We start from the raw sequence: 25,559 nt of genomic DNA, 5'->3' as shown, positions 1-25,559 counted from the left end.
TGTCCCCCCGAACAACATGGATGACTTCATTTTAAGCTAGGTAAGGTTATGAGCGCAGAGAAACTCTATATAGAAAAAGAACTGAGTTGGTTGTCTTTCAATGAGAGAGTACTACAAGAAGCTGCCGACAAAACCGTCCCTCTTATTGAACGAATTCGATTTCTCGGGATATTTTCCAATAACTTAGACGAGTTCTACAAAGTCCGCTTTGCCAACGTAAAGCGTCGGATTTTGATCAGTCAAGAGCGAGGTGAAAACGATAACTCTAAGCACTTGTTAACCAAGATGCAAACCAAGGCATTGAAGCTTAACGAACAATTCGATGAGCTGTATGGTGATTTAATCCGAGAAATGGCGCGACGCCGCATTTTTTTGGTCAATGAGAACCAACTTGATGACACGCAGAAACGCTGGATTAGCAAATATTTTCGTAAAAAAGTCATGCCGCATATTACCCCTCTTCTCATCAAAGAAGACATTGATGTTCTGCAATTCCTTAAAGACGAATATGCTTACATTGCTGTTGACTTACAAAAAGACGATCAATCGCAGTACGCTTTAATTGAAATCCCAACGGATCACTTACCTCGTTTTGTCATGCTGCCTGAAAAAAAAGGCAAGCGACGCAAAACGATCATCTTACTCGACAATATTATCCGCTACTGCCTGGATAAATCGTTCAAAGGCTTCTTCGATTACGATGAGCTAAATGGCTACGCCATGAAGATGACCCGTGATGCCGAATACGACTTACGCCTAGAGGTCGAATACAGCATGCTTGAGCAAATGTCTGAAGGGGTAAATCAACGTCTTACCGCCCTACCTGTGCGCTTCGTTTACGAGCGCGAAATGCCACGAAAGATGCTCAACTTCTTATGCCAAAAACTGCAAATTTCCAATTACGATAATCTTATCCCTGGCGGGCGCTATCATAATTTCAAAGACTTTATAGGCTTTCCCAACGTTGGCCGAGATTATTTAGAAAACAAACCAATGCCACCTATGAAATGTGCTGACTTTGAGGGCTATGCAAACAGTTTTGAAGCCATCAAAGCCAAAGATATACTGCTGCACTTTCCTTATCATACCTTTGATCACATCTCAGAATTAGTTCGACAAGCCTCATTCGACCCTAAAGTGATTAGCATCAAGATCAATATCTACCGCGTCGCCAAAGACTCACGTTTGATGAACTCGTTGATCGATGCCGTCCACAATGGCAAGAGCGTCACCGTTGTGGTAGAGCTGCAAGCCCGCTTCGATGAAGAGGCGAATATCGAGTGGTCCAAAATACTGAAAGATGCTGGTGTGCATGTTATTTTCGGAGCTCCGGGCCTTAAGATTCACTCCAAATTACTTCTCATCAGCCGTCGTGAAGAAGAAAAGATTGTCCGCTACGCTCACATTGGTACGGGGAACTTTCACGAAAAAACGGCACAAGTTTATACCGACATTACTTTACTTACCGCCGATCACAAACTCACCAATGAGGTAAGAAATGTGTTTGGCTATATCGAAAATCCATATCGTCCGGTGGAATTCAACCATTTGATTGTCTCCCCAAGAAACTCACGGGCGCAATTATACCACTTAATTGATACCGAAATTGCCAATGCCAAAATGGGTAAGGAAGCAGCACTGACCATCAAGGTCAATAACTTGGTCGACAAAGGCATCGTTAATAAGCTTTACCAAGCGAGTAATGCCGGGGTAAGAATCAATATGATCATCCGTGGCATGTGTTCACTCGTACCCGGCATCGAAGGGGTGAGTAAGAACATTCGTATCATCAGTATTGTCGACCGCTTCCTTGAGCACCCTCGCGTTTTGATCGCTCACAATGACGGCGACCCACTGGTTTACATCTCATCAGCAGACTGGATGACACGAAATATCGACCATCGAATTGAAGTGGCGGCTCCGGTTCGTGATCCACGTTTGAAACAACGCATTATTGATATAATCGACATTCACTTTACCGATACAGTAAAGGCTCGTTTGATAGATAAAGAGATGAGTAACCGCTACGTACCTCGTGGTAATCGTAAAAAAGTTCGCTCACAAGTTGCCATCTACGACTATCTTAAAAATATAGAGAAACAAACTAGAAAACAAAAAGCAAATGCCTCAAATACTTGAACAAGATGTACGCCATATTGCCGCCATTGACCTTGGATCAAACAGCTTTCATATGGTGGTGGCGAAAGTGGTTGGAAGCGACTTGCAATTAGTGAGCCGCCACAAACAGCGAGTGCGCTTAGCTTCCGGTCTAGATTCAGAATTAAATCTCAGTCACGCCGCAATGGAGCGGGGCCTTGAGTGTCTGGCGATGTTCGCCGAACGCTTACAAGGTTTTGAAGCTTCAAACGTAAGAATCGCCGCAACCCACACCTTAAGACGAGCCAACAACGCCCACCTCTTTATTAAGCGGGCCAAAAATATACTGCCTTTTGCGATTGAAATCATTCCGGGCGAAGAAGAAGCGCGCCTCATCTATCTCGGCGTCGCGCATACTCAAGCAGAGTCTAATTCCAAGTTGGTTGTCGATATCGGCGGCGGCAGTACCGAGATGATCATTGGCCAAGAGTTCGAGCCAGAGTTGCTCAGTAGTAAACAAATGGGTTGTGTGAGTTTCACCGAGCAGTTCTTCAATAATGGCAAACTGTCGCATAAGAATTTCAGTAAGGCGATGCTCGCCGCAGAGCAACGTCTTGAATCCATTGCCTCAAAATACCGCAAGAAAGGCTGGGATATTGCTTTGGGGTCTTCCGGTACGATCAAAGCGATTCGTGAAGTACTGATTGGGTTAGGGCATGAAGATGAACTGATCACGACGAAGCGTCTAGTTAAGCTTATCGACACACTGTGCAAGTTTGATTCTATTGAAGATATCGATCTTGTCGGCCTCACTGAGGAACGCAAACCGGTTTTTGCTGCTGGAGTCGCTATTTTGGCAGCCATCTTCCAAGCACTGAAAATCAACCAGATGTTCTTCTCTGATGGCGCCCTGCGTGAAGGCTTACTCTACGAAATGGAAGAACGTTTCGCTCGCTCAGACATTCGTATGCGCACTACAGAAAACCTGGCGAAGCAGCATCGTGTCGATATTGAACACGCAGCTAGAGTAAAAGGTAATGCGCGGGAGATGCTGTGCAATGTACGCTCTAAGCTGGGTATCAAAAAAAAGAGCGAGCTGTTCGATTTACTGGAGTGGGCAGCTTTGCTACATGAAGTCGGCTTGAGCATCAGTCTACGGGGTTTCCATCGCCACTCGTTCTATATTTTACAGCACTCCAACTTACCCGGCTTTAATCACGAGCAGCAGTTGATATTGGCAACCTTAGCTCGCTTCCAGCGTAAGTCTTTAAAACTGAATGATTTCCCAGAGTTTAACCTCTACAAACAAAGTGACATCATCAACTTAGTTAAGGTTCTGCGCCTAGCCATAGTGGTGAATGGGCAACGCAGTGACGATCCGCTGCCAGAGCTGACGCTGTCAATACAAGAAGATAAGTGGGTACTTACCTGCACAGAAGAAGATTGGCTGGAGAATAACAAACTGCTCGATGCCGATTTGCAGCAAGAGCAGCAGCGTTGGGAAAGCGCTGGATGGGCACTGAGCTTCTAACCGAAAACTCCATGAAGCAAAGAAAAGAGTCGGCTTATAAACCGACTTTTTTTAATTCCTCCGCAGCGAAAGCAGCAGTAATCGGAACATAACCATCTTTCGCAACCAGCGCTTGACCTTGAGCTGAAAACATAAAGCGAATGAACTCAGCTTCAATTGGACTTAGTGGATAGTCTGGGTGTTTATTCACGTAAACGTAGAGATAACGTGATAGTGGGTACTTACCTGAAATAATGTTTTCACGTACTGGATTGACGTAATCTGTGCCTGTTTTCGCGATTGGCACTAAACGAACCCCTGCGACTCGGTAACCTACACCAGAGTAACCAACGCCACTAATCGTAGACGCCACAGACTGGACCACTGACGCCGATCCAGGTTGCTCATTGACACGGGTTTTGAAATCACCACCACACAAGGCATTACTTTTGAAGTAACCGTAAGTCCCCGAAACGGAGTTGCGCCCAAACAGCTGTAAGTTGCGCTTTGCCCATTCCGCTTTGATGTCTAACTCACGCCAATTAGTGATGAACTCACTTTCACCACAGCGCAGTGTCGCGGAGAACATCGCATCCAATTGATTGAAATTCAACCCTTTAATTGGGTTGTCTTGATGAACAAAGATACCAATAGCATCAATCGCAACACGAAGTGCCGTTGGTTTGTAACCATGCACCCGCTCAAACGCTTCAATTTCACGCATACGCATTGAGCGGCTCATCGGACCGAATTGCGCCGTTTGTTCCGTTAATGCTGGTGGCGCAGTCGATGAGCCGGAAGCTTGCACCTGAGCATTAATGTTGGGATAGATAGATTTAAACTCCTCCACCCAGAGCGTAGTCATGCCTGCTAGCGTATCTGAACCAACGGACAGTAAATTACCCGCAATGCCCGTTGTCTTCTGATAATTAGGCAGAAGATTATCTTGTGCAAAAGCCACGTTGGAGAGAACCAGTGTAACGAGAGTGATATTCTTCATTACGTTAGAGATGACACTCATGACTTGACCACCAATCGACTTGGCAGAACAAAAGAGAACTGACTGCCCACACCAACTTCACTGTGAATGTCTAGATGAGAATCATGATGACTCAGGGCATGCTTCACAATGGCTAGGCCAAGACCACTACCACCAGTATCTCTCGAGCGAGCTTTATCGACGCGATAGAAACGCTCGGTCAATCGATGTAAGTGTTGTGGCTCAATTCCATCGCCACTGTCATTCACTTCCAGACGAGCACCTTGTACAGTTTGATACCAACGTACGTTAATGTGTGCACCGGGTGGTGTGTACTTGACCGCATTGTAAACCAAGTTTGAGATCGCACTGCGCAGTTGATCATCATCACCAAGCACGCGCAAACTCGAATCGACATCGAACTGCAGGTGATGCTTGTCATCGCCGCTTAAACTTACCGCCTCTTTCTCAAGCACTTCCAGCATACTTGGCACGTTTACGACATCTTCCAGTTCGTGCATAGGCGCCGCTTCAATCTTTGAGAGCGTCAGCAGCTGATTCACTAAACTGTTCATTCGATTGAGCTGCTCTGTCATCACACCGTGCGCTTTGGTCCACATAGGGCCGACAATCATGTCTGGATCTTCCGTCATCTCGAGATAACCTTGCAGTACCGTCATCGGCGTGCGCAGTTCATGAGAGACGTTGGCGAAGAAGTTACGTCGCATGCCTTCAAGCTGTTTTAGTTGGCTCACATCACGCACCACCATCAAGTGCTCACCTTCGGTGTAAGGCACAATACGCAACTCCAACATGCGTTCGACGTTGAGTGGTGAGCGCATTTCTAGCGGCTCAGAAAAATCTCGCTTGTTGATGTACTTAATAAAATCTGGAGTACGGATAAGGTTAGAAATAGGTTGTCCAGAATCTTCCGGCCAGTGAAAACCCAAAAGGTGCTGCGCCAGCTTGTTACACCACACTATGTTGCCTCCTGCACGAAATACCACCACCGCATCTGGCAGCGATTCTGCACCATTACGGAAACGGCGAATCAAGTTAGTGAGCTCTTTACGCTTACGACGCTGGCGTTGCTGCAAGCGGTATAAACCGTTAAACAACGACTCCCAGTTGCCGCTTCCTGACGGCGGCGTGAGACGCTTTTCATCCCATAACCAAGCAGACAAACGCACCTGATAATGCAAATGCCATACAAGCTGCAAAGCCGTGGCTGCCAGAAGCAACCACGGCATATAACCGAATATCCAACCTACTATCACCCAAGGGGTGTAAAAAAAAGCCAGCTCCCAGGCCAGCTTTTTCCAAGTCAATCTTTCAACCACTCATGACTCCTGAAATGGTATTGATAAGCTGCTAGCAATGTTATGCCTTCGTCGAGAAACGATAGCCTGCGCCGCGGACGGTTTGGATGAGCTTGTCGTGACCAGCCGCTTCAAGCGCTTTACGTAAACGTCGAATATGCACATCTACCGTGCGATCTTCTACATACACATTGGTGCCCCAAACGTTGTTTAGCAGTTGTTCACGGCTGTAAACGCGCTCTTGGTGCGTCATAAAGAAGTGCAGCATTTTGAACTCTGTCGGCCCCATATCGATCGCTTCGTCATTTGCAGTCACGCGGTGAGAGACAGGATCTAATTTCAGTCCCTGTACGTCAATCACATCTTCAAGCGCTGTCGGGGTCACACGGCGAATAACCGCCTTAAGGCGAGCAACCAACTCTTTTGGCGAAAAAGGTTTGGTGATGTAGTCATCAGCGCCAACTTCTAAGCCGCGGACCTTATCTTCTTCCTCACCACGAGCGGTCAACATCACAACGGGAATGTTACGAGTTAGCTCCTCACGCTTCATATGCTTGATGAAGTTAATACCACTGCCACCTGGTAGCATCCAGTCTAGTAGCACTAAATCCGGGAAAGGTTCAGCCAGTTTGGTCACCGCAGAGTCGTAATCTTCTGCTTCGACTGCTTGATAACCTTTCTGTTCAAGCACGAAGCACAGCATTTCACGAATCGGAGCTTCGTCTTCAACAACCAGAATCCTTCTAGACATAATTGAATAACCTTATGTGAGTTGAGCTAATGAATTTAAAGGACAAGGCGCCCCTCTATGCATAAGCATTATCACTACCAATTATGACACTTTTGTGACCTTTGAAAACAAATTTTCACATAACTTTCTTTTGGGATTCATGGTTATCTTTTTTAAATCAATTAGGACAACGCCGCTAAAATTCCCTATGATTAGGCCCTTGTCATCAAGCCTAGAGAAGATTTATGTGGTTTAAAAACTGTCTGGTATACCGTGTTAACCGCGAGGTTAACTTCAATGCCGATCAACTGGAAACTCAACTAGCCGAGTTCCGATTCACTCCTTGTGGCAGCCAAGACAAACAAAAGTTTGGCTGGGTGAGCGCGATGGGTAGAAATGGCGACATGATGACGCATGTTTCCGAAAACCGCATTCTGATTTGCGCTAAGAAAGAAGAGAAGATGCTACCTGCTTCAGTGATCAAAGATTCACTAAACGCAAAAATAGAAGCGATGGAAGCTCAAGAAGGCCGTCCTCTGAAGAAAAAAGAGAAAGACAACCTTAAAGATGACATCGTGATGGATTTACTACCACGTGCATTCAGCCGCAGCAGCCACACTTATGTGCTGATCATGCCAAAAGAAGGCTTCATCCTTGTTGATGCGAGCAGCTACAAAAAAGCAGAAGACGTGTTGGCACTGCTACGCAAAACCATGGGTAGTCTACCTGTTATACCGGCAATCCCTGAAATGGCGATCGAAACGACGCTGACGGAATGGGTAAAAACGGGTGATACGCCACAAGGTATTTCTATGATGGACGAAGCGGAACTTAAGTCTGTGTTAGAAGATGGTGGTGTGATTCGTTGTAAGAAGCAAGAACTGGCAACCGATGAAATACGTAACCATATCGCAGCAGACAAAGTGGTGACTAAGCTAGCTCTCAACTGGCAAGATCGTATTGAATTCATCATGGCGGAAGATTCTGGTATTAAACGCCTGAAGTTCTCTGATGAGATAAAAGATCAAAACGATGATATCCCACGTGAGGATCAAGCGGCGCGCTTCGATGCCGACTTCTCACTAATGTGTGGTGAATTCAGTGCTTTCCTGCCAAATCTATACGAAGCATTGGGTGGCCTTCCAAACCCAAACGCTTAACGCAGTACAAAGATTAATCATAACGCCCTCACTTTTTTTGAGGGCGTTTGTTTATCTGAGCCATAATTATCCTAGTCACTGGTCACATTTTGACGTAAAATTTGCGCCCCATTTCCATAAGGTGGAATTGGCCTGACTTGTGATCAGATATAAGAGAATTGAGCAATGACAACTGAGAAAGCATTCGTACCTGAGCTACTATCCCCAGCAGGTAGCCTTAAAAACATGCGTTACGCGTTCGCCTACGGCGCAGATGCGGTTTACGCTGGCCAGCCTCGCTACAGCCTTCGTGTACGTAACAACGAGTTCAACCACGAGAACCTACAAATCGGTATCAATGAAGCCCATGCCCTAGGCAAAAAGCTTTACGTGGTATGTAACATCCAACCGCACAACTCTAAGCTGAAAACTTTCATTCGCGATCTTAAACCTGTGGTAGAAATGGGTCCAGACGCTCTCATCATGTCTGATCCTGGCCTTATCATGATGGTTCGCGAAGCGTTTCCAGACATGCCAATCCACCTGTCGGTTCAAGCGAACGCCGTAAACTGGGCAACGGTGAAGTTTTGGGCTGCGAACGGCGTTGAGCGCGTGATCGTTTCTCGTGAGCTTTCTCTGGAAGAGATTGAAGAAATTCGTGAGCACTGCCCTGAAACAGAATTAGAAGTATTCGTTCATGGTGCACTATGCATGGCGTATTCTGGCCGCTGCCTACTTTCCGGTTACATCAATAAGCGCGATCCTAACCAAGGTACATGTACAAACGCATGTCGTTGGGAATATAAAGTCGAAGAAGGCAAAGAAAACGACACTGGCGATATCGTAGAAAAGTTTGACCCAACGGAAGTACAAGCGATTGAAGTCGCAGACGAGCGCCCTGAAACAACTATCGGCCGCGGTAAACCAACCGATGAAGTCGTGCTGCTTTCTGAAGCGCATCGCCCTGAAGAAAAGATGGCAGCATTCGAAGATGAGCATGGTACTTACATCATGAACTCGAAAGATCTACGTGCAATCCAACACGTAGAACGTCTGACTAAGATGGGTGTTCACTCATTGAAGATCGAAGGTCGTACTAAGTCTTTCTACTACTGCGCACGCACAGCTCAGGTTTACCGTAAAGCGATCGATGACGCTGTTGCTGGCCGTCCATTTGATGAAAGCCTAATGGGTACGCTAGAAAGCTTAGCTCACCGTGGCTACACAGAAGGATTCCTACGCCGTCATACTCACGACAGCTACCAAAACTACGATTACGGTTACTCTGTATCTGATGCCCAGCAATTTGTTGGTGAATTCACTGGCAAACGTCGTGGCGACATGGTCGAGGTTGAAGTCAAGAACAAGTTTATTGTTGGTGACAGTCTTGAGCTAATGACACCAAAGGGCAACGTAATCTTTACGCTAGAAGCAATGGAAAACCGCAAGTCAGAATCCATTGAAGACGCAAAAGGTAACGGCCACTTCGTATTTATCCCGGTTCCAGAAGACATGGACTTAGAATACGGCCTGTTAATGCGTAACTTAAATGCAGGTCAGGATACCCGAAACCCAACGGGCAAGTAATCATGGCACTACTTATTACCGATAAGTGTATCAACTGCGACATGTGTGACCCAGAGTGCCCTAATGGCGCAATCACTATGGGCGACCGGATCTTCGAAATTGACCCTGCACTTTGTACAGAGTGCAAAGGCCACTATGAGAAACCAACATGTCAGTCAGTATGCCCGATTACAAAATGTATTATCACCGACCCAAACCATGTTGAGACCGAAGAACAGTTGCTAGAGAAATTTGTGATTATTCAAGGATTAGCTTAGTCAAAAGAGGTTCAACTTTACAACCAAAGTTGAACCTTTCTTCAACCTGATTTTTCGATGGGAATGATGTTACAAAACAATTCTTTCTCGAAATGATACTCCAACCTTTCACGCCAATTTTCAGCCTGAGATACAGGTATCAAATAGAAATTTTCTCGGCTCGTATCAGTAACGAAGGCAATGCCATATTGCATTAGCTCGTAATGCACATCATTAACGAAACCTGGATCAAGGCGCTGACGCCCTGTCAGGTGATTTATATCCTCTCGGGTCAAATAGACCCCTTTAGTATCACTGCTAAATCTGTGTCTTAACCACTCTGCAAATTCTTTTGCGCAAATCATAGTCATGGTTTTGTCCTTGATTAACTCTTAGGTAGGGAAACGGCACCCTTTCCCACCTCTATACAGTTGTCTGCATTGTCGTATTTCTTTACCAACCAACAGACATATTGCTAAGAAATCAGAGAATCACGACGAAAAGATCTTTTTATTTTCAAAATTATGAATAGCAAATCTCATTCACAACCCATTGTTTTTATTAGATTTCTATAATATGCCATGAAAACTAATCCGGTTAGTTTTCTTACTGGTATTATTCACTTTAGACAAAAGAATGATCTTTCTCCAGTTTCATAACAAAGAACTGGTTGAAGCATAATGATAAATCTATGGGGCAAAAAGGCTTTCAATTATTGGTGAGCAAGAGTTCGCACTGCGCTGGCATCACTTTTTTCTTCTTCGGTTTTGGTGTTACATCAGGCTTTTTCTTTGCCGCTGTAGACGGTGTCGTTTTAGGCTTCCAGCTAACTAATTCGGCACCACAACCATCCCCCACAGGAGGCGGAGCTTGGTTAATACAATGAACACTCGACTTAGGGCACATGAGCCTCACGTGAAAATGGTAGTGATGTCCCCACCAAGGACGTACCTTGCGCAGCCAAGCACGGTTTTTATCTCCCTCTTGTTTGCATAACTGTTCTTTAATCACTGGATGAACAAAAATACGTGCAACGTCTTTATTTTTTGCGGCAATACGGATTAGTTTGAAGTGTCTGTCTTCCCAACGATTGTCCAGTATCTTGTATTTCTTGATATCCACGACACTCATTGGTTTAGGAAGCTGGAGTTCATTGTAAGAAAGTGGTTCATCAGCCAAACGTAGCCATATATCCACATCCAATCCCGTTTGATGGCTAGAATGACCAGATGAGAAACGACCGCCTCGAGCGAGAGATAAATCGCCAACCAGTAAACTTGTGTGTAGTTCTTGATGTGCTTTTAGTGCTAACTCCTCAACGAAGTTGATCGTATGAGGGTGCCCATAGTAACGTTTCGTTTTACTTCTCAGCACCTGATAACCTTTCCCATCAAGAGGGAGAGGAGAGGCGCCATCTAAGCAGCCATTAGCATAGCTGCCAACAGAAGAAGAAGTGTTGTTTGTGGGACCAGGGACCTGTTCCCACGGCGTCGCGTTGAGTGATGCTGAGAATAAAAAACTCAAATAAAAATAAAGACTCAGCTTCATCACAATCATTCCTTAATAGTGCTCTCCATTATCATAGTAGCCTTTAGGAGAGAGTGCAGAGAAAATTACCGCAACATCGGCGTTTTCACCCACGATACCACGTACTTGTTCAGTAATCGCTTGAGCGACTTGGTCTTGAGTATCTTGGCCACGGTCGAACCACAAAACCTCAACAAAAGGATAAGCGCCGTTGACTTCACCCTCACTAAAGAAAGTGGTGTAAATATACTCAAATGTGAAGTCTTCACGAGGGCAGCCCATCAATGGCTGTAATTCATCAGTAAGAGGTTTTGACAATACTTGAACCGTTTGAGGCTCTACCGCTCTAAATCGAAGATGTGGCATAGACTTGCTTCCTAATTATTAGAATTCAGCGTCGATAATAGCAGGAAGTCACTTTCTAATCACGTTGAGCGCTTGCTAGTCTGCCAAAATTGAGGCTGCAGAATAGACTGGTCTGATGCTCTTTCCTTCAGACGTAAAAAGCCCCAGCATTGCTGCTGAGGCTTTAAAATATGGCAGGGGTGGAGAGATTCGAACTCCCAACACGCGGATTTGGAATCCGCTGCTCTGCCAATTGGAGCTACACCCCTGTGGTTCGTGTTTAATGAGACGACTCTCGAATAAGTGGCGGAGCGGACGGGACTCGAACCCGCGACCCCCGGCGTGACAGGCCGGTATTCTAACCAACTGAACTACCGCTCCGCACTGGTTAGACATTTAAGTCTAAATTTTTGTCTTCATCTTTCTGGAAAAGATAAAAACGAAATTAAAGCCTGGCGATGTTCTACTCTCACATGGGGAAGCCCCACACTACCATCGACGCTAATTCGTTTCACTTCTGAGTTCGGAATGGAAATCAGGTGGGTCCAAATCGCTATGGTCGCCAAGCAAATTCTTTTTGTCTTCAGGTCTAATTCAACCTAAAAACAATCATTCGGAAAGCTGTTTTCGTTCTCACACATTCAATCTGTTCTTGCTTTGAGTCCATCAAAACCTCTTGGGTGTTGTATGGTTAAGCCTCACGGGCAATTAGTACAGGTTAGCTCAACGCCTCACAACGCTTACACACCCTGCCTATCAACGTTCTAGTCTCGAACAACCCTTTAGGATACTTAAAGTATCAGGGAAGACTCATCTCAGGGCTCGCTTCCCGCTTAGATGCTTTCAGCGGTTATCGATTCCGAACTTAGCTACCGGGCAATGCCATTGGCATGACAACCCGAACACCAGAGGTTCGTCCACTCCGGTCCTCTCGTACTAGGAGCAGCCCCCTTCAATCTTCCAACGCCCACGGCAGATAGGGACCGAACTGTCTCACGACGTTCTAAACCCAGCTCGCGTACCACTTTAAATGGCGAACAGCCATACCCTTGGGACCGACTTCAGCCCCAGGATGTGATGAGCCGACATCGAGGTGCCAAACACCGCCGTCGATATGAACTCTTGGGCGGTATCAGCCTGTTATCCCCGGAGTACCTTTTATCCGTTGAGCGATGGCCCTTCCATTCAGAACCACCGGATCACTATGACCTGCTTTCGCACCTGCTCGAATTGTCATTCTCGCAGTCAAGCGGGCTTATGCCATTGCACTAACCTCACGATGTCCAACCGTGATTAGCCCACCTTCGTGCTCCTCCGTTACGCTTTGGGAGGAGACCGCCCCAGTCAAACTACCCACCAGGCACTGTCCGCAACCCCGATAAGGGGTCGACGTTAGAACATCAACACTACAAGGGTGGTATTTCAAGGACGGCTCCACGCAATCTAGCGACTGCGCTTCAAAGCCTCCCACCTATCCTACACATGTAGGGTCAATGTTCAGTGCCAAGCTGTAGTAAAGGTTCACGGGGTCTTTCCGTCTAGCCGCGGGTACACTGCATCTTCACAGCGATTTCAATTTCACTGAGTCTCGGGTGGAGACAGCGTGGCCATCATTACGCCATTCGTGCAGGTCGGAACTTACCCGACAAGGAATTTCGCTACCTTAGGACCGTTATAGTTACGGCCGCCGTTTACCGGGGCTTCGATCAAGAGCTTCGACCTAAGTCTAACCCCATCAATTAACCTTCCGGCACCGGGCAGGCGTCACACCGTATACGTCATCTTACGATTTTGCACAGTGCTGTGTTTTTAATAAACAGTTGCAGCCACCTGGTATCTGCGACTCTCAATAGCTCCATCCGCGAGGGACTTCACCGTCGAGAGCGTACCTTCTCCCGAAGTTACGGTACCATTTTGCCTAGTTCCTTCACCCGAGTTCTCTCAAGCGCCTTGGTATTCTCTACCCGACCACCTGTGTCGGTTTGGGGTACGATTCCTTACAATCTGAAGCTTAGAGGCTTTTCCTGGAAGCATGGCATCAATGACTTCACTACCGTAGTAGCTCGACGTCGTGTCTCAGCCTTAAAAAGAGCCGGATTTACCTAACTCTTAAGCCTACGCACTTGAACCTGGACAACCGTCGCCAGGCCCACCTAGCCTTCTCCGTCCCCCCATCGCAATTGTAAGAAGTACGGGAATATTAACCCGTTTCCCATCGACTACGCCTTTCGGCCTCGCCTTAGGGGTCGACTTACCCTGCCCCGATTAACGTTGGACAGGAACCCTTGGTCTTCCGGCGAGGGGGTTTTTCACCCCCTTTATCGTTACTCATGTCAGCATTCGCACTTCTGATACCTCCAGCATGCTTTACAACACACCTTCAACGGCTTACAGAACGCTCCCCTACCCAATGCACTAAAAGTGCATTGCCGCAGCTTCGGTTTACTACTTAGCCCCGTTACATCTTCCGCGCAGGCCGACTCGACCAGTGAGCTATTACGCTTTCTTTAAATGATGGCTGCTTCTAAGCCAACATCCTGGCTGTCTGAGCCTTCCCACATCGTTTCCCACTTAGTAGTAATTTGGGACCTTAGCTGGCGGTCTGGGTTGTTTCCCTCTCCACGACGGACGTTAGCACCCGCCGTGTGTCTCCCGGATATTACTTACTGGTATTCGGAGTTTGCAAAGGGTTGGTAAGTCGGGATGACCCCCTAGCCTTAACAGTGCTCTACCCCCAGTAGTATTCGTCCGAGGCGCTACCTAAATAGCTTTCGGGGAGAACCAGCTATCTCCAGGTTTGATTGGCCTTTCACCCCTAGCCACAAGTCATCCGCTAATTTTTCAACATTAGTCGGTTCGGTCCTCCAGTTGATGTTACTCAACCTTCAACCTGCCCATGGCTAGATCACCTGGTTTCGGGTCTATATCCAGAGACTGAACGCCCAGTTAAGACTCGGTTTCCCTACGGCTCCCCTAGATGGTTAACCTTGCCACTGAATATAAGTCGCTGACCCATTATACAAAAGGTACGCAGTCACCCAACAAAGTGGGCTCCTACTGCTTGTACGTACACGGTTTCAGGTTCTATTTCACTCCCCTCACAGGGGTTCTTTTCGCCTTTCCCTCACGGTACTGGTTCACTATCGGTCAGTCAGTAGTATTTAGCCTTGGAGGATGGTCCCCCCATATTCAGACAGGATATCACGTGTCCCGCCTTACTCGATTTCACTATAAATGCGTTGCCGGTTACGGGGCTATCACCCTGTATCGCACAACTTTCCAGAAGTTTCACCTGACGCATAAATAGCTTAAGGGCTAGTCCAATTTCGCTCGCCGCTACTTTCGGAATCTCGGTTGATTTCTTTTCCTCGGGGTACTTAGATGTTTCAGTTCCCCCGGTTCGCCTCGTTATGCTATGTATTCACATAACGATACGTGCTTATGCACGTGGGTTTCCCCATTCGGAAATCCCAGACTCAAGCGGTTTTTACTACCTAATCTGGGCTTATCGCAAGTTAATACGTCCTTCATCGCCTCTGACTGCCAAGGCATCCACCGTGTACGCTTAGTCACTTAACCATACAACCCGAAGAAGTTTCGAATTGACGTTAAACAACCAAAGTCGCTATCTCATTATTTGAATGAGCGAGATAGCATTCGATTTTGCCGGACTCAAATATGTTTTGTTTTACTTAAACAGTAAGACAAAACCCAAGAACACTTGAATGTGTTCGTTTACTTTCATTTTTAAAAAATGAAAACAAACAGTTGGAGTATTCAATTAAGAATACTTTGAGAACTTTACAATCAAATCTTATTCACTAAGGAATAAATTTGATTTGTCAGCTTTCCAAATTGTTAAAGAGCGAATCACTTCTAATGAAGTAACCATTTTTAAAAACTCTCAAGAGAGTGTTTAAAGATGGTATCCCGTAGGGGAGTCGAACCCCTGTTACCGCCGTGAAAGGGCGGTGTCCTAGGCCTCTAGACGAACGGGACACTGTAGAATGTTTTGCAAAAAGCGGAAACAATATAGCTAGTGGTGGAGCTAATCGGGATCGAACCGATGACCTCTTCGCTGCCAGCGAAGCGCTCTCCCAGCTGAGCTATAGCCCCACATAAATCGTTTCAGCACTTTATGCAGAACCAATTTTTGCTCTGAAATATAAACCATATCAATCTGTGTGGACACTCATCGTGACTCATTTGTCTTCACTTTTTAAAAGTAAAAGCAAACTATCCATTTCGTATAAGGAGGTGATCCAGCGCCAGGTTCCCCTAGCGCTACCTTGTTACGACTTCACCCCAGTCATGAACCACAAAGTGGTAAGCGTCCTCCCGAAGGTTAAACTACCTACTTCTTTTGCAGCCCACTCCCATGGTGTGACGGGCGGTGTGTACAAGGCCCGGGAACGTATTCACCGTGGCATTCTGATCCACGATTACTAGCGATTCCGACTTCATGGAGTCGAGTTGCAGACTCCAATCCGGACTACGACGCACTTTTTGGGATTCGCTCACTTTCGCAAGTTGGCTGCCCTCTGTATGCGCCATTGTAGCACGTGTGTAGCCCTACTCGTAAGGGCCATGATGACTTGACGTCGTCCCCACCTTCCTCCGGTTTATCACCGGCAGTCTCCCTGGAGTTCCCGACATTACTCGCTGGCAAACAAGGATAAGGGTTGCGCTCGTTGCGGGACTTAACCCAACATTTCACAACACGAGCTGACGACAGCCATGCAGCACCTGTCTCAGAGCTCCCGAAGGCACACCTGCGTCTCCGCTGGCTTCTCTGGATGTCAAGAGTAGGTAAGGTTCTTCGCGTTGCATCGAATTAAACCACATGCTCCACCGCTTGTGCGGGCCCCCGTCAATTCATTTGAGTTTTAATCTTGCGACCGTACTCCCCAGGCGGTCTACTTAACGCGTTAGCTCCGAAAGCCACGGCTCAAGGCCACAACCTCCAAGTAGACATCGTTTACGGCGTGGACTACCAGGGTATCTAATCCTGTTTGCTCCCCACGCTTTCGCATCTGAGTGTCAGTATCTGTCCAGGGGGCCGCCTTCGCCACCGGTATTCCTTCAGATCTCTACGCATTTCACCGCTACACCTGAAATTCTACCCCCCTCTACAGTACTCTAGTCTGCCAGTTTCAAATGCTATTCCGAGGTTGAGCCCCGGGCTTTCACATCTGACTTAACAAACCACCTGCATGCGCTTTACGCCCAGTAATTCCGATTAACGCTCGCACCCTCCGTATTACCGCGGCTGCTGGCACGGAGTTAGCCGGTGCTTCTTCTGTCGCTAACGTCAAACAATACAGCTATTAACTGTACCGCCTTCCTCACGACTGAAAGTGCTTTACAACCCGAAGGCCTTCTTCACACACGCGGCATGGCTGCATCAGGCTTGCGCCCATTGTGCAATATTCCCCACTGCTGCCTCCCGTAGGAGTCTGGACCGTGTCTCAGTTCCAGTGTGGCTGATCATCCTCTCAGACCAGCTAGGGATCGTCGCCTTGGTGAGCCTTTACCTCACCAACTAGCTAATCCCACCTAGGCATATCCTGACGCGAGAGGCCCGAAGGTCCCCCTCTTTGGCCCGAAGGCATTATGCGGTATTAGCCATCGTTTCCAATGGTTATCCCCCACATCAGGGCAATTTCCTAGGCATTACTCACCCGTCCGCCGCTCGACGCCGTTATCGTTCCCCGAAGGTTCAGATAACTCGTTTCCGCTCGACTTGCATGTGTTAGGCCTGCCGCCAGCGTTCAATCTGAGCCATGATCAAACTCTTCAATTTAAAGTTTTGATTTCCTAATAAATAGGAAGAGGCTCAATGAATACTGACTTTAAACTACCTTAGTAATCTAAAGCTATTATCATTCCAACAGAATGATAATGAATTGACTGTGCCAAGTCTTGCGACTTGCTTGGTCACTCAGTTCATTGAAACCTAATTCGATACCGAGGTATCTAATTGGATTATCATCAACGAGTGCCCACACAGATTGATAGGTTCTTATTTTTAAAGAGCGCACTCTGAAGTTACCTTCAAAGTGGACGGCCATTTTAGCGATTTAACTTATGGTGTCAAACACTTTTTTAAGTTATTTCTCTGTGACTTATTTCTAACTCACTGGCCTAGTTATCTCGATTTTGCTTTGCTTGCTCTCTCGTGACAACGAGGGCGAATTATAGGGAGTTCGTTGAGGAACACAAGCCTATTTTTCAAAAAAACTTACTCTTTGGGTTTGTTCGTACATAAATCAACCAAGAACTGATATAAGCCTAAAAAGTAGGGGGCTAATGCCCCCTATTTTTTAACTTAATCACACTTTCACAACATTAATGCGAAGGCTGGTGAGCAATGATTTGGTCATTGTTCACAATCAACTGCACTTTCTCATCTGGCACGATTTGGCCAGCTAAGATTGATTTCGCTAATGGGTTCTCGACATTCTGTTGAATTGCACGTTTTAGCGGTCGCGCACCATACACAGGGTCAAATCCAACTTGAGAAATCAATTCGAGCGCTTTTTCGGATACCTCTAACTGATAACCTTTTTCTTCTAAGCGTTTCGCTAGATGTTCTAGCTGAATAGAAGCAATCGACTTAATGTGCTCCTGACCAAGCGGGTGGAATACCACACTTTCATCAACACGATTTAGAAACTCTGGGCGGAAGTGTTTACTCACCACGTCCATCACCTCGTTCTTTATGCCTTGGTAGTCTAACGTTGCAAAGTTCTCTTGGATACGAGCCGAACCTAAATTCGATGTCATGATGACGACGGTATTACGAAAATCCACCGTTCGACCTTGGCCATCAGTGAGTCGACCATCATCCAATACTTGGAGCAGAATATTGAACACATCTGGATGTGCCTTTTCTACTTCATCTAATAGAATGACAGAATACGGCTTACGACGAACTGCTTCTGTTAAGTAGCCCCCCTCTTCATAGCCGACATAACCCGGGGGCGCGCCAACCAATCTCGCCACAGAATGTTTCTCCATGAACTCAGACATATCAATACGCACCATGGCGTCTTCGCTATCGAACATAAAGCTCGCAAGTGTCTTACACAGTTCGGTTTTACCCACACCAGTTGGACCTAAGAATAAGAAGGAGCCGATTGGTTTGTTTGGATCGGATAGTCCTGCTCGGCTACGACGGATTGCATTCGATACCACTTCAACGGCTTCTGCCTGACCAATCACACGTTTGTGCAGTACGTCTTCCATATGAAGCAGTTTCTCTTTTTCTGCCTCAAGCATTTTTGAGACAGGAATACCCGTCTGCTTCGAAAGTACTTCCGCAATCTCGTTGTCTGTTACCTTGTTTCGAAGCAGCGTCATCTCTTGCATCTCAGCTTGAGTAGCAAGATCAAGCTGCTTTTCAAGTTCTGGAATACGGCCGTATTGCAACTCCGACATACGATTTAGGTCACCCGCACGACGCGCAAAATCCATATCCATGCGGGCTTGCTCTAACTCACTTTTAATATGCTGGGTACCAGAAAGTGCCGCTTTCTCTGCATTCCATACTTCTTCTAATTCTGCGTACTCACGCTCTTTTTCATTCAATTCTTCATTGAGTACATCTAAGCGCTTTTCACTTGCGTCATCGTTCTCATTACTCAGTGCTTGTTGCTCAATCTTGAGTTGAATGATTTTACGTTCAAGCTTATCGAGAGATTCAGGCTTAGAGTCTATCTGCAGACGAATACTAGAGGCGGCCTCATCAATCAGGTCGATGGCTTTATCAGGCAGTTGACGATCAGAGACATAACGATGCGACAAGCTCGCGGCAGCAACAATCGCTGGGTCGGTTATCTCGACATGATGATGAAGCTCATAACGTTCTTTTAAACCACGAAGAATCGCAATCGTATCCTCAACACTTGGCTCATCCACCAGCACTTTTTGGAAACGACGCTCAAGTGCCGCATCTTTTTCTATGTATTGACGGTATTCGTCCAATGTAGTGGCACCTACACAGTGAAGTTCACCACGAGCCAAAGCTGGTTTCAGCATATTGCCGGCATCCATAGAGCCTTCGCCTTTACCTGCGCCAACCATAGTATGAAGTTCATCAATAAATAGAATGACGTTACCTTCTTCTTTTGCTAACTCATTCAATACTGATTTTAGACGCTCTTCAAATTCACCGCGGTACTTGGCACCAGCAACAAGCGCGCCCATGTCTAAAGAGAGCACGCGGCGTCCACGTAGCCCTTCAGGCACCTCATTATTGATAATTCGCTGAGCCAAACCCTCTACGATGGCCGTTTTACCTACACCAGGTTCACCGATGATCACTGGGTTGTTCTTGGTGCGGCGCTGTAAAACTTGGATAGTGCGACGGATTTCATCATCACGACCGATAACCGGATCCAACTTACCCTGCTCTGCACGTTCGGTAAGGTCTATGGTGAACTTTTCTAGTGCTTGGCGTAGTTCTTCCGCATTCGGGTCATTAACCTTTTGACCACCTCTGATCTTTTCGATCGCTTGGCTGACTTTCTGCTCGGTCAAACCAATCTCTTTCATTAGCTGACCAAGCGGGCCACGGTCTTCTATTGCCGCAAGCAAAAAGACTTCGGAAGAGATGTAGGAGTCCTGACGCTTTTGCGCCACTTTGTCGCACAAATTGAAAAGCGTTCCCATGGAGCTAGATAGCTGAACATCACCGCCGATACCGCTGACTTTAGGCAGCCGATCTAACATTTCACTCAATTTTGATCGTAGATGACTCACGTCGACATCTAACATAGTTAGCAGCGGACGAATTGGGCTACCGTTCTGATCGAGCAATGCCACCATTAGGTGTACAGGTTCGATATATTGATGATCGCGCCCTAACGCTAGTGACTGAGCATCAGAGATAGCGATTTGAAACTTACTGGTGAATCGATCAAGACGCATATCTTTCTTCCTAACCTCAACTTAAGAAAATTCTTTTGACAGTTAGAAAGATGGATACGCAAAGAGGGAATTTCAAGGGATTCGATTAATAAAGATCGCTTTGCAAAAAAGAAGCTTCGCATCTTTACGCTTTTACGCGGTATCAGTTAGTCTTCAATCCAAATAAATGAGGCTTGTCGACCAGTTACACCATCGCGTCGATACGAATAGAAGTCGTTTTTGTTTTGGAAAGTACAAAGGCCTGAATCAAATACCTGAGTGACCCCCTGCTTATTGAGGCGCTGAGTAGCTAGTATGGACATATCCGCCAGCCACTTCCCTTCAACATCACAAGGCGTAAATGCTTGATGGGCTTGCGAGTCGAAATCCACAAAGGCTTGCAGAACATCTTCACCGACTTCAAATGCTTGAGGACCAATTGCAGGACCTAACCACACCATAACTTCACCAGAGAACAACTCGAGGGCGTTTTCAACGATACCATTTGCTAAGCCGCGCCATCCGGCATGCACCGCCGCGACTTGGGTGCCTTGCGTGTCAGTGAGTAGTACAGGCAAACAGTCCGCTGTCATTGCAGAACAAACAACATGGCTTGCTGATGTAAAAACACCATCTGCGTCAAGTACTTGTATTGTTGGCTCGGTGATTTGTGCAACCACTGTAGAATGCGTTTGATTCAACCAAATCGGCGCACTGGGCATATTTGCTTGTTGCGTCAACCAGTTGCGGTTCTTCTCTACAACCGACGTATCATCCCCAACGTGCGCACCAAGGTTGAGCCCTTGATAAGGCGCTGCCGAAAAGCCTCCGACTCTAGTAGAGGCGAAAGCTTTGACATTTTTTGGTGCTGACCAGTTGGGAGTGATCATTTTCATATTAGAACTCGTCAGGTAAGCCGAACTCCTCAGTATCCTTACGCAGGGACTCTGTCATTTCGACCATATCATCAGGAATTGGAGCGTGGAACTCTAGCTCTTCCCCCGTGATAGGGTGTTCGAAACGCAACATAACAGCGTGCAGTGCTTGGCGATCAAAACCACGAATCATTGCCGTTAGCTCTTCCGACGCGCCCGTTGGGATACGAGCACGACCACCGTAAGCCGTATCACCAAGTAGAGGATGCTGTAGGTAAGACATATGAACACGGATTTGGTGCGTACGACCGGTTTCTAGACGAAGACGAATACGCGTGTGTTCACGGAAGCGCTCTGCAACACGGTAATGCGTTACCGCAGGTTTACCCAAAGGCGCAACCGCCATTAACGTACGTTTGGTAGAGTGACGACCGATAGGCTGCTCGACTTTACCGCCCGCTGTCATGCGGCCGATCGCTATCGCTTCATACTCACGAGTGATGTTACGTTTTTGCAATGCGCGAACCAGACGAGTTTGTGCAGGCACGGTCTTCGCAACCACCATCAGACCCGTCGTATCTTTATCCAGACGGTGAACGATACCAGCTCGAGGTACTTCCGCGATGTCTGGGTAATGATGCAGTAATGCGTTCAGCACTGTGCAATCTGGCGTGCCTGCCCCTGGGTGTACGACAAAATCACGAGGTTTGTTGATGACAATGATATCTTCATCTTCGTAGACGATATCTAAGGGGATATCTTGCGCCTCCCAGCGCTCCTCATCCTCTAACTCGGCTTGCAAGGTAATTTCCTCGCCACCCATTACTCTGGTGCGAGGTTTAGTGACAACTTCACCATTCACATGTACCTTTCCATCAAGCAGCCATTCTTTCAAGCGAGAACGAGAGAAGTCAGCGAATAATTCTGCGATAGCTTGGTCCAAACGCTGACCTAACTGGCTATCTTTTACGGTATTGGTTAAAACAATCTGTTGGGCCATATCGAACTTTTTTAAAAACTGTGAGACTAATGCTCACGACTGTGGAAAAATAGAGTATTCCGTCATTGTATCTGTTACTGCAAAGAAAGTAACGGCAGCTTAAGAAATATTTAGATTCAAGGAACAGACTCCTGATATGAAACATCAGACTTTAATAGGCCTTTTAGCGGTTTCCCTCCTGTTTGGCTGTGCAAGCAAAGAAGAAATCGTTCCTGATGTGCCGCCTTCTGAACTGTATGCAGACGCGCAAACTTCTCTGCAAAGCGGTAACTGGCTTTCTGCTATCGAGAAGTTAGAAGCTTTGGATTCACGTTACCCGTTTGGAGCCTACTCTGAGCAGGTGCAACTTGACCTCATCTACGCGTATTACAAAAATGACGACCTAGCATTAGGCTTAGCAACCATTTCCCGCTTTATGCGTTTGAACCCAACTCATGAAAAAATGGACTGGGTATTGTACATGCGTGGCTTGAGTCACATGGCGCAAGACCGTAACTTCATGCATGACTTATTCAATGTCGATCGCAGTGACCGTGATCCAGAGCCTGTGAAAAAAGCGTTCGGTGACTTCAAAAAACTGCTAGAACGTTACCCAAGCAGCCCATACGCGGAAGACTCACAAAGACGCATGGTTGCACTAAAGAACCGTCTGGCAAACTACGATCTTGCCACTGCTGACTTCTACTTGCGCCGTGAAGCTTGGATTGCAGCAATCAACCGCTCTCAAGAACTTCAAAAAGCTTTCCCTGATACAGAAGCAGCACGTAAGTCACTTGAAATCCAGTTAGAAGCCTACAAACAACTGAAACTGGACGACGCCGTTGCTAGAACAGAAGCGCTGATCAAGCTTAACTCAGCAAACTAACTTCTCACCGCCACAGCTCAAACTGTGGCGGTGTTGTTTCTGCCTTCATCATTATTATCTTGTCTTTTATTGTTACCACCCCCCTAACTTGATGGTTTTTTAAGCAGTGCATATGCTTAAAGTTCTCCTCCACCATTAACATGGATGTGAACGTGACCCTACCAAAGTTATGGGCGTGGCTAATACTCCTGCTCTCCGCTTCAAGTTTTGCGCTGGAGCTCTCCCCTCTCAGACAACCACCTTATAAGGGTGATCTTGGTGTCATCAAAGACAAAAACATCCTGCGCGTTTTGGTGTCTGCCGACCTTGGTTTCTATTATATAGAGGGTGGGAAGCCAAAAGGCATCGGGGCAGAGTTATTGGCTCATTTCGAAAAAGACCTCCGCAAACTCAAACCTACTATCAATATTCAAATTATTCCCGTCTCTAGAGATCAACTTCTGCCTTCTTTAGAGCAAGGTTTAGGGGATTTAGTTGTCGCTAACCTTACTATTACCGAAGCGCGCAAGAAGTCGGTCAGTTTTAGCGCCCCTGCAATGACTGGGATCCAAGAATGGATAATCACCAAAAAAGACACCCCAGCAATGACCAAGATTGAACAATTGAGTGGTAAAGAGATTTGGGTCCGCGCTAGCTCAAGTTACTTTGAGAGCATTCAAGCCTTAAACAAAAACCTCAACAAAAAAGGTTTACCACCTATCGTGGTGCATTTTATCGAAGAAACGCTACAGGATTACGAGTTAGTAGGGATGCTAAATAATGGTTACGTCAAAGCCATCGTGCTGGATAGCCATAAAGCCAAACTGTGGATGAATTTTATGGGCGGCATCCGCGCGCACACGAAGATCCCAATTCGCAAAGGTGGAGAGATCGCTTGGGCCACGCGCCAAGACAGTCCTGAGTTGATGAAAGTCGTGAATAAATTCATTCGCACCGCTAAGTCTGGCACCTTACTTGGCAATGTCATTTACGGTAAGTATATCGACAACACCAACTGGCTCAATAAAGCGCTAAACCCCAAAAAGATTGCCCAACTCGAAAAGCTCTCCTCACTTTTTTCTAAATATGGCAAGAAATACGATTTTGATTACCTGCTCATTGCCGCCGTGGCCTATCAAGAATCAGGGTTCAACAACAACCTATCCTCAAGTCGTGGTGCGGTCGGCATCATGCAGATCTTACCGAGTACTGCGGGTGATCCTAATGTAAACATTAAAAACATTCGTAACTTAGAAAATAATGTTCATGCGGGCGTGAAGTACATGGCGTTTCTCCGCCGCTATTACTTTAATGACAGCGCGATCAGTAAAGACAATAAACTCTATTTAACATTAGCGGCATACAATGCAGGGCCAGGGAATGTAGAGAAAATGAGAAAACGGGCGGCTCAGCAAGGTTACGATCCGAATGTTTGGTTTAATAATGTCGAAGTGGTAACACGCAAAAGTTTAAGAGAAACCGTAAGGTATGTGACCAATGTGAATCGTTACTACGTGATCTACAAACAGTTAGAAAGCCTTGATCTCGCGAAAACGCTCGACAACGTCTTGCTTGTACCAGACATTCCTGTCTTCATGATTCCCATACGCAGAGTCGGTCAAACGCCCTAAAACTGTATCGCCAGATAGAAATTATATCGTCAGCCAAAACTAAAACGCCGCTCAACCAATGAGCGGCGTTTTAAAATCAAATTTATTGTGCACAGCAAGGGTGAGCTGATTCACAGCTTTGACTTGGTCAGTTTTTGACTCGCTAGAATTACAAGTCGTAAATAGCCCCTAAAAACGTTTTAGTTTTCAGCACAGTACTCTATCCAATCTAATGATTTAGAATCCGATAACAAGCAATTTTCACATAAATCTGAACAGTTCTTGAGTGAGATCACATTCATTTTTTATCTCGAAACAACCACTCAAAAAGGTGACATAAATCACATTCTTTTCTCCTCAAAGGGGTAATCTGAAGTTAACCCATTAGGGATGACACAGAGGAAAAACATTTATGACAATGAATATTACTGGTAAAAACATCGAAATCACCTCTGCAATCCGTGCTCACATTGAGAGTAAATTCAAGAAGCTGGAGAAGTGGCAGGTCGACATTATCGGATGCCAAGCAACGTTCAGTGAGGAACCAAACAAACAGAAGAAATTCGAAGCCATTATTAAGGTTCCTAAAGGCCAACTAATCGCCTCAGCAACTCATGAAGACCTTTACGCCGCCATCAATGAAGTGGAGCAAAAATTAGAACGTCAGCTAAATAAGCTGACCCACAAACCTGAAGCTCGACGAGCAAGTAAGCCTGAGCTAGTGGAAGAAGAAGAGTAAAAGACAAAGATTGAGGAAATAGCGCCGAAAGGCGCTATTTTTTTGCTTGACGCTCCCCGCCAGCTTGCTTATTGTGTTTAAACACTCACAAATTAAGCACTATTTATGCATT

At 46.4% G+C, this 25,559-nt stretch carries 17 protein-coding genes, 4 tRNA genes, 3 rRNA genes and 1 other annotated feature (1 of these 25 only partly in view); of the genes, 8 read left to right on the top strand and 16 right to left on the bottom strand.

Going from position 1 to position 25,559, the window contains the following annotated elements; genetic code table 11:
* Positions 1-48: 48 nt before the first annotated feature.
* Positions 49-2,139, top strand: a complete 2,091-nt coding sequence (ppk1, locus tag AND4_RS11350; RefSeq protein WP_009843109.1) for a polyphosphate kinase 1 — start codon at positions 49-51, stop codon at positions 2,137-2,139.
* Positions 2,123-3,628: an exopolyphosphatase gene (gene ppx / locus AND4_RS11345; RefSeq protein ID WP_009843108.1), complete on the top strand. Its 1,506-nt coding sequence runs from the start codon at positions 2,123-2,125 to the stop codon at positions 3,626-3,628. Before ppk1 ends, ppx begins: the two co-directional genes overlap by 17 nt.
* Before the next feature lie 34 nt (positions 3,629-3,662).
* On the opposite strand, the gene AND4_RS11340 is transcribed toward ppx, so the two are convergent.
* Genes AND4_RS11340 through phoB form a run of 3 tightly spaced genes read right to left on the bottom strand, consistent with a single transcriptional unit; the run spans position 3,663 to position 6,656 of the window.
* Positions 3,663-4,628, bottom strand: a complete 966-nt coding sequence (locus AND4_RS11340; protein ID WP_009843107.1) for a phosphate ABC transporter substrate-binding protein PstS family protein — start codon at positions 4,626-4,628, stop codon at positions 3,663-3,665.
* Positions 4,625-5,926, bottom strand: a complete 1,302-nt coding sequence (gene phoR / locus AND4_RS11335; RefSeq protein WP_009843106.1) for a phosphate regulon sensor histidine kinase PhoR — start codon at positions 5,924-5,926, stop codon at positions 4,625-4,627. The genes AND4_RS11340 and phoR overlap by 4 nt, the downstream gene beginning before the upstream one ends.
* A 40-nt stretch (positions 5,927-5,966) precedes the next feature.
* A complete protein-coding gene (gene phoB, locus AND4_RS11330; protein WP_009843105.1) occupies positions 5,967-6,656 on the bottom strand; it encodes a phosphate regulon transcriptional regulator PhoB in 690 nt (229 codons plus the stop codon).
* 224 nt (positions 6,657-6,880) lie between these two features.
* Here phoB and rdgC point away from each other — a divergent pair, with 224 nt between their 5' ends.
* The 3 genes from rdgC to AND4_RS11315 all read left to right on the top strand — a co-directional run bounded on the left by rdgC (position 6,881) and on the right by AND4_RS11315 (position 9,618).
* Complete coding sequence (gene rdgC, locus AND4_RS11325) at positions 6,881-7,795, top strand: recombination-associated protein RdgC (protein WP_009843104.1); 915 nt, start codon at positions 6,881-6,883, stop codon at positions 7,793-7,795.
* A 165-nt stretch (positions 7,796-7,960) separates the two neighbouring features.
* Positions 7,961-9,361 carry a tRNA 5-hydroxyuridine modification protein YegQ gene (yegQ, locus tag AND4_RS11320; RefSeq protein ID WP_009843103.1) on the top strand — a complete coding sequence of 467 codons (1,401 nt, stop codon included), beginning with the start codon at positions 7,961-7,963 and terminating at the stop codon, positions 9,359-9,361.
* 2 nt (positions 9,362-9,363) lie between these two features.
* Entirely contained in the window at positions 9,364-9,618 is a 255-nt protein-coding gene (locus tag AND4_RS11315) for a YfhL family 4Fe-4S dicluster ferredoxin (RefSeq protein ID WP_009843102.1), read from the top strand.
* A 41-nt stretch (positions 9,619-9,659) separates the two neighbouring features.
* Here AND4_RS11315 and AND4_RS11310 read toward each other — a convergent pair whose 3' ends face one another.
* The 13 genes from AND4_RS11310 to rluD form a co-directional block, all read right to left on the bottom strand.
* Positions 9,660-9,968 (bottom strand): hypothetical protein, encoded by a 309-nt coding sequence (locus tag AND4_RS11310; protein ID WP_009843101.1) that lies wholly within the window; start codon positions 9,966-9,968, stop codon positions 9,660-9,662.
* A 337-nt stretch (positions 9,969-10,305) separates the two neighbouring features.
* Complete coding sequence (gene mepA, locus AND4_RS11305; RefSeq protein ID WP_009843100.1) at positions 10,306-11,145, bottom strand: penicillin-insensitive murein endopeptidase; 840 nt, start codon at positions 11,143-11,145, stop codon at positions 10,306-10,308.
* A gap of 12 nt (positions 11,146-11,157) precedes the next feature.
* The gene (locus AND4_RS11300; RefSeq protein ID WP_009843099.1) at positions 11,158-11,490 is read right to left on the bottom strand and encodes a DUF1904 domain-containing protein; all 333 of its coding nucleotides are present in this window, start codon (positions 11,488-11,490) and stop codon (positions 11,158-11,160) included.
* Between the two features lie 171 nt (positions 11,491-11,661).
* Positions 11,662-11,738 (bottom strand) — tRNA-Trp (locus tag AND4_RS11295).
* A 35-nt stretch (positions 11,739-11,773) separates the two neighbouring features.
* Positions 11,774-11,850 (bottom strand) — tRNA-Asp (locus tag AND4_RS11290).
* Positions 11,851-11,919: 69 nt separating this feature from the next.
* A 5S ribosomal RNA gene (rrf, locus tag AND4_RS11285) occupies positions 11,920-12,036 on the bottom strand.
* Positions 12,037-12,156: 120 nt separating this feature from the next.
* A 23S ribosomal RNA gene (locus AND4_RS11280) occupies positions 12,157-15,048 on the bottom strand.
* A gap of 344 nt (positions 15,049-15,392) precedes the next feature.
* Positions 15,393-15,468: transfer RNA gene (locus AND4_RS11275), tRNA-Glu, on the bottom strand.
* A gap of 41 nt (positions 15,469-15,509) precedes the next feature.
* Positions 15,510-15,585: transfer RNA gene (locus AND4_RS11270), tRNA-Ala, on the bottom strand.
* A gap of 134 nt (positions 15,586-15,719) precedes the next feature.
* Positions 15,720-17,272 (bottom strand): 16S ribosomal RNA (locus AND4_RS11265).
* Together the 16S, 23S and 5S rRNA genes with 4 tRNA genes alongside form the textbook arrangement of a ribosomal RNA operon.
* A gap of 545 nt (positions 17,273-17,817) precedes the next feature.
* A complete protein-coding gene (gene clpB, locus AND4_RS11255) occupies positions 17,818-20,400 on the bottom strand; it encodes an ATP-dependent chaperone ClpB (protein ID WP_009843097.1) in 2,583 nt (860 codons plus the stop codon).
* A 146-nt stretch (positions 20,401-20,546) separates the two neighbouring features.
* Positions 20,547-21,275 carry a peptidoglycan editing factor PgeF gene (pgeF, locus tag AND4_RS11250; protein ID WP_009843096.1) on the bottom strand — a complete coding sequence of 243 codons (729 nt, stop codon included), beginning with the start codon at positions 21,273-21,275 and terminating at the stop codon, positions 20,547-20,549.
* 1 nt (position 21,276) lies between these two features.
* On the bottom strand, positions 21,277-22,254 hold the full coding sequence (gene rluD, locus AND4_RS11245; protein WP_009843095.1) for a 23S rRNA pseudouridine(1911/1915/1917) synthase RluD: 978 nt from the start codon (positions 22,252-22,254) through the stop codon (positions 21,277-21,279).
* Between the two features lie 136 nt (positions 22,255-22,390).
* Here rluD and AND4_RS11240 point away from each other — a divergent pair, with 136 nt between their 5' ends.
* The 3 genes from AND4_RS11240 to raiA all read left to right on the top strand — a co-directional run bounded on the left by AND4_RS11240 (position 22,391) and on the right by raiA (position 25,447).
* Complete coding sequence (locus tag AND4_RS11240; protein WP_009843094.1) at positions 22,391-23,119, top strand: outer membrane protein assembly factor BamD; 729 nt, start codon at positions 22,391-22,393, stop codon at positions 23,117-23,119.
* A 140-nt stretch (positions 23,120-23,259) separates the two neighbouring features.
* The gene (locus AND4_RS11235; protein ID WP_009843092.1) at positions 23,260-24,729 is read left to right on the top strand and encodes a lytic transglycosylase F; all 1,470 of its coding nucleotides are present in this window, start codon (positions 23,260-23,262) and stop codon (positions 24,727-24,729) included.
* Between the two features lie 391 nt (positions 24,730-25,120).
* Positions 25,121-25,447 carry a ribosome-associated translation inhibitor RaiA gene (gene raiA, locus AND4_RS11230; protein WP_005425319.1) on the top strand — a complete coding sequence of 109 codons (327 nt, stop codon included), beginning with the start codon at positions 25,121-25,123 and terminating at the stop codon, positions 25,445-25,447.
* Between the two features lie 108 nt (positions 25,448-25,555).
* Positions 25,556-25,559 (top strand) — a sequence feature (Phe leader region); it runs 118 nt beyond the window's last position.

The organism is Vibrio sp. AND4 (genome assembly GCF_000171815.1).
GTDB lineage: Bacteria > Pseudomonadota > Gammaproteobacteria > Enterobacterales > Vibrionaceae > Vibrio.
This window is presented reverse-complemented; position numbering and strand designations above follow the sequence as displayed.

What these genes read in the sequence shown, in the direction of transcription:
- ppx (WP_009843108.1), top strand. Translation starts at nt 2,123, where the DNA reads ATGCCTCAAATACTTGAACAAGATGTACGCCATATTGCCGCCATTGAC.
- AND4_RS11310 (WP_009843101.1), bottom strand. Translation starts at nt 9,968, where the DNA reads ATGACTATGATTTGCGCAAAAGAATTTGCAGAGTGGTTAAGACACAGA.
- pgeF (WP_009843096.1), bottom strand. Translation starts at nt 21,275, where the DNA reads ATGAAAATGATCACTCCCAACTGGTCAGCACCAAAAAATGTCAAAGCT.
- AND4_RS11300 (WP_009843099.1), bottom strand. Translation starts at nt 11,490, where the DNA reads ATGCCACATCTTCGATTTAGAGCGGTAGAGCCTCAAACGGTTCAAGTA.
- AND4_RS11340 (WP_009843107.1), bottom strand. Translation starts at nt 4,628, where the DNA reads ATGAGTGTCATCTCTAACGTAATGAAGAATATCACTCTCGTTACACTG.
- ppk1 (WP_009843109.1), top strand. Translation starts at nt 49, where the DNA reads ATGAGCGCAGAGAAACTCTATATAGAAAAAGAACTGAGTTGGTTGTCT.
- rluD (WP_009843095.1), bottom strand. Translation starts at nt 22,254, where the DNA reads ATGGCCCAACAGATTGTTTTAACCAATACCGTAAAAGATAGCCAGTTA.
- yegQ (WP_009843103.1), top strand. Translation starts at nt 7,961, where the DNA reads ATGACAACTGAGAAAGCATTCGTACCTGAGCTACTATCCCCAGCAGGT.
- AND4_RS11315 (WP_009843102.1), top strand. Translation starts at nt 9,364, where the DNA reads ATGGCACTACTTATTACCGATAAGTGTATCAACTGCGACATGTGTGAC.
- rdgC (WP_009843104.1), top strand. Translation starts at nt 6,881, where the DNA reads ATGTGGTTTAAAAACTGTCTGGTATACCGTGTTAACCGCGAGGTTAAC.
- AND4_RS11240 (WP_009843094.1), top strand. Translation starts at nt 22,391, where the DNA reads ATGAAACATCAGACTTTAATAGGCCTTTTAGCGGTTTCCCTCCTGTTT.
- clpB (WP_009843097.1), bottom strand. Translation starts at nt 20,400, where the DNA reads ATGCGTCTTGATCGATTCACCAGTAAGTTTCAAATCGCTATCTCTGAT.
- AND4_RS11235 (WP_009843092.1), top strand. Translation starts at nt 23,260, where the DNA reads ATGGATGTGAACGTGACCCTACCAAAGTTATGGGCGTGGCTAATACTC.
- phoB (WP_009843105.1), bottom strand. Translation starts at nt 6,656, where the DNA reads ATGTCTAGAAGGATTCTGGTTGTTGAAGACGAAGCTCCGATTCGTGAA.
- mepA (WP_009843100.1), bottom strand. Translation starts at nt 11,145, where the DNA reads ATGAAGCTGAGTCTTTATTTTTATTTGAGTTTTTTATTCTCAGCATCA.
- raiA (WP_005425319.1), top strand. Translation starts at nt 25,121, where the DNA reads ATGACAATGAATATTACTGGTAAAAACATCGAAATCACCTCTGCAATC.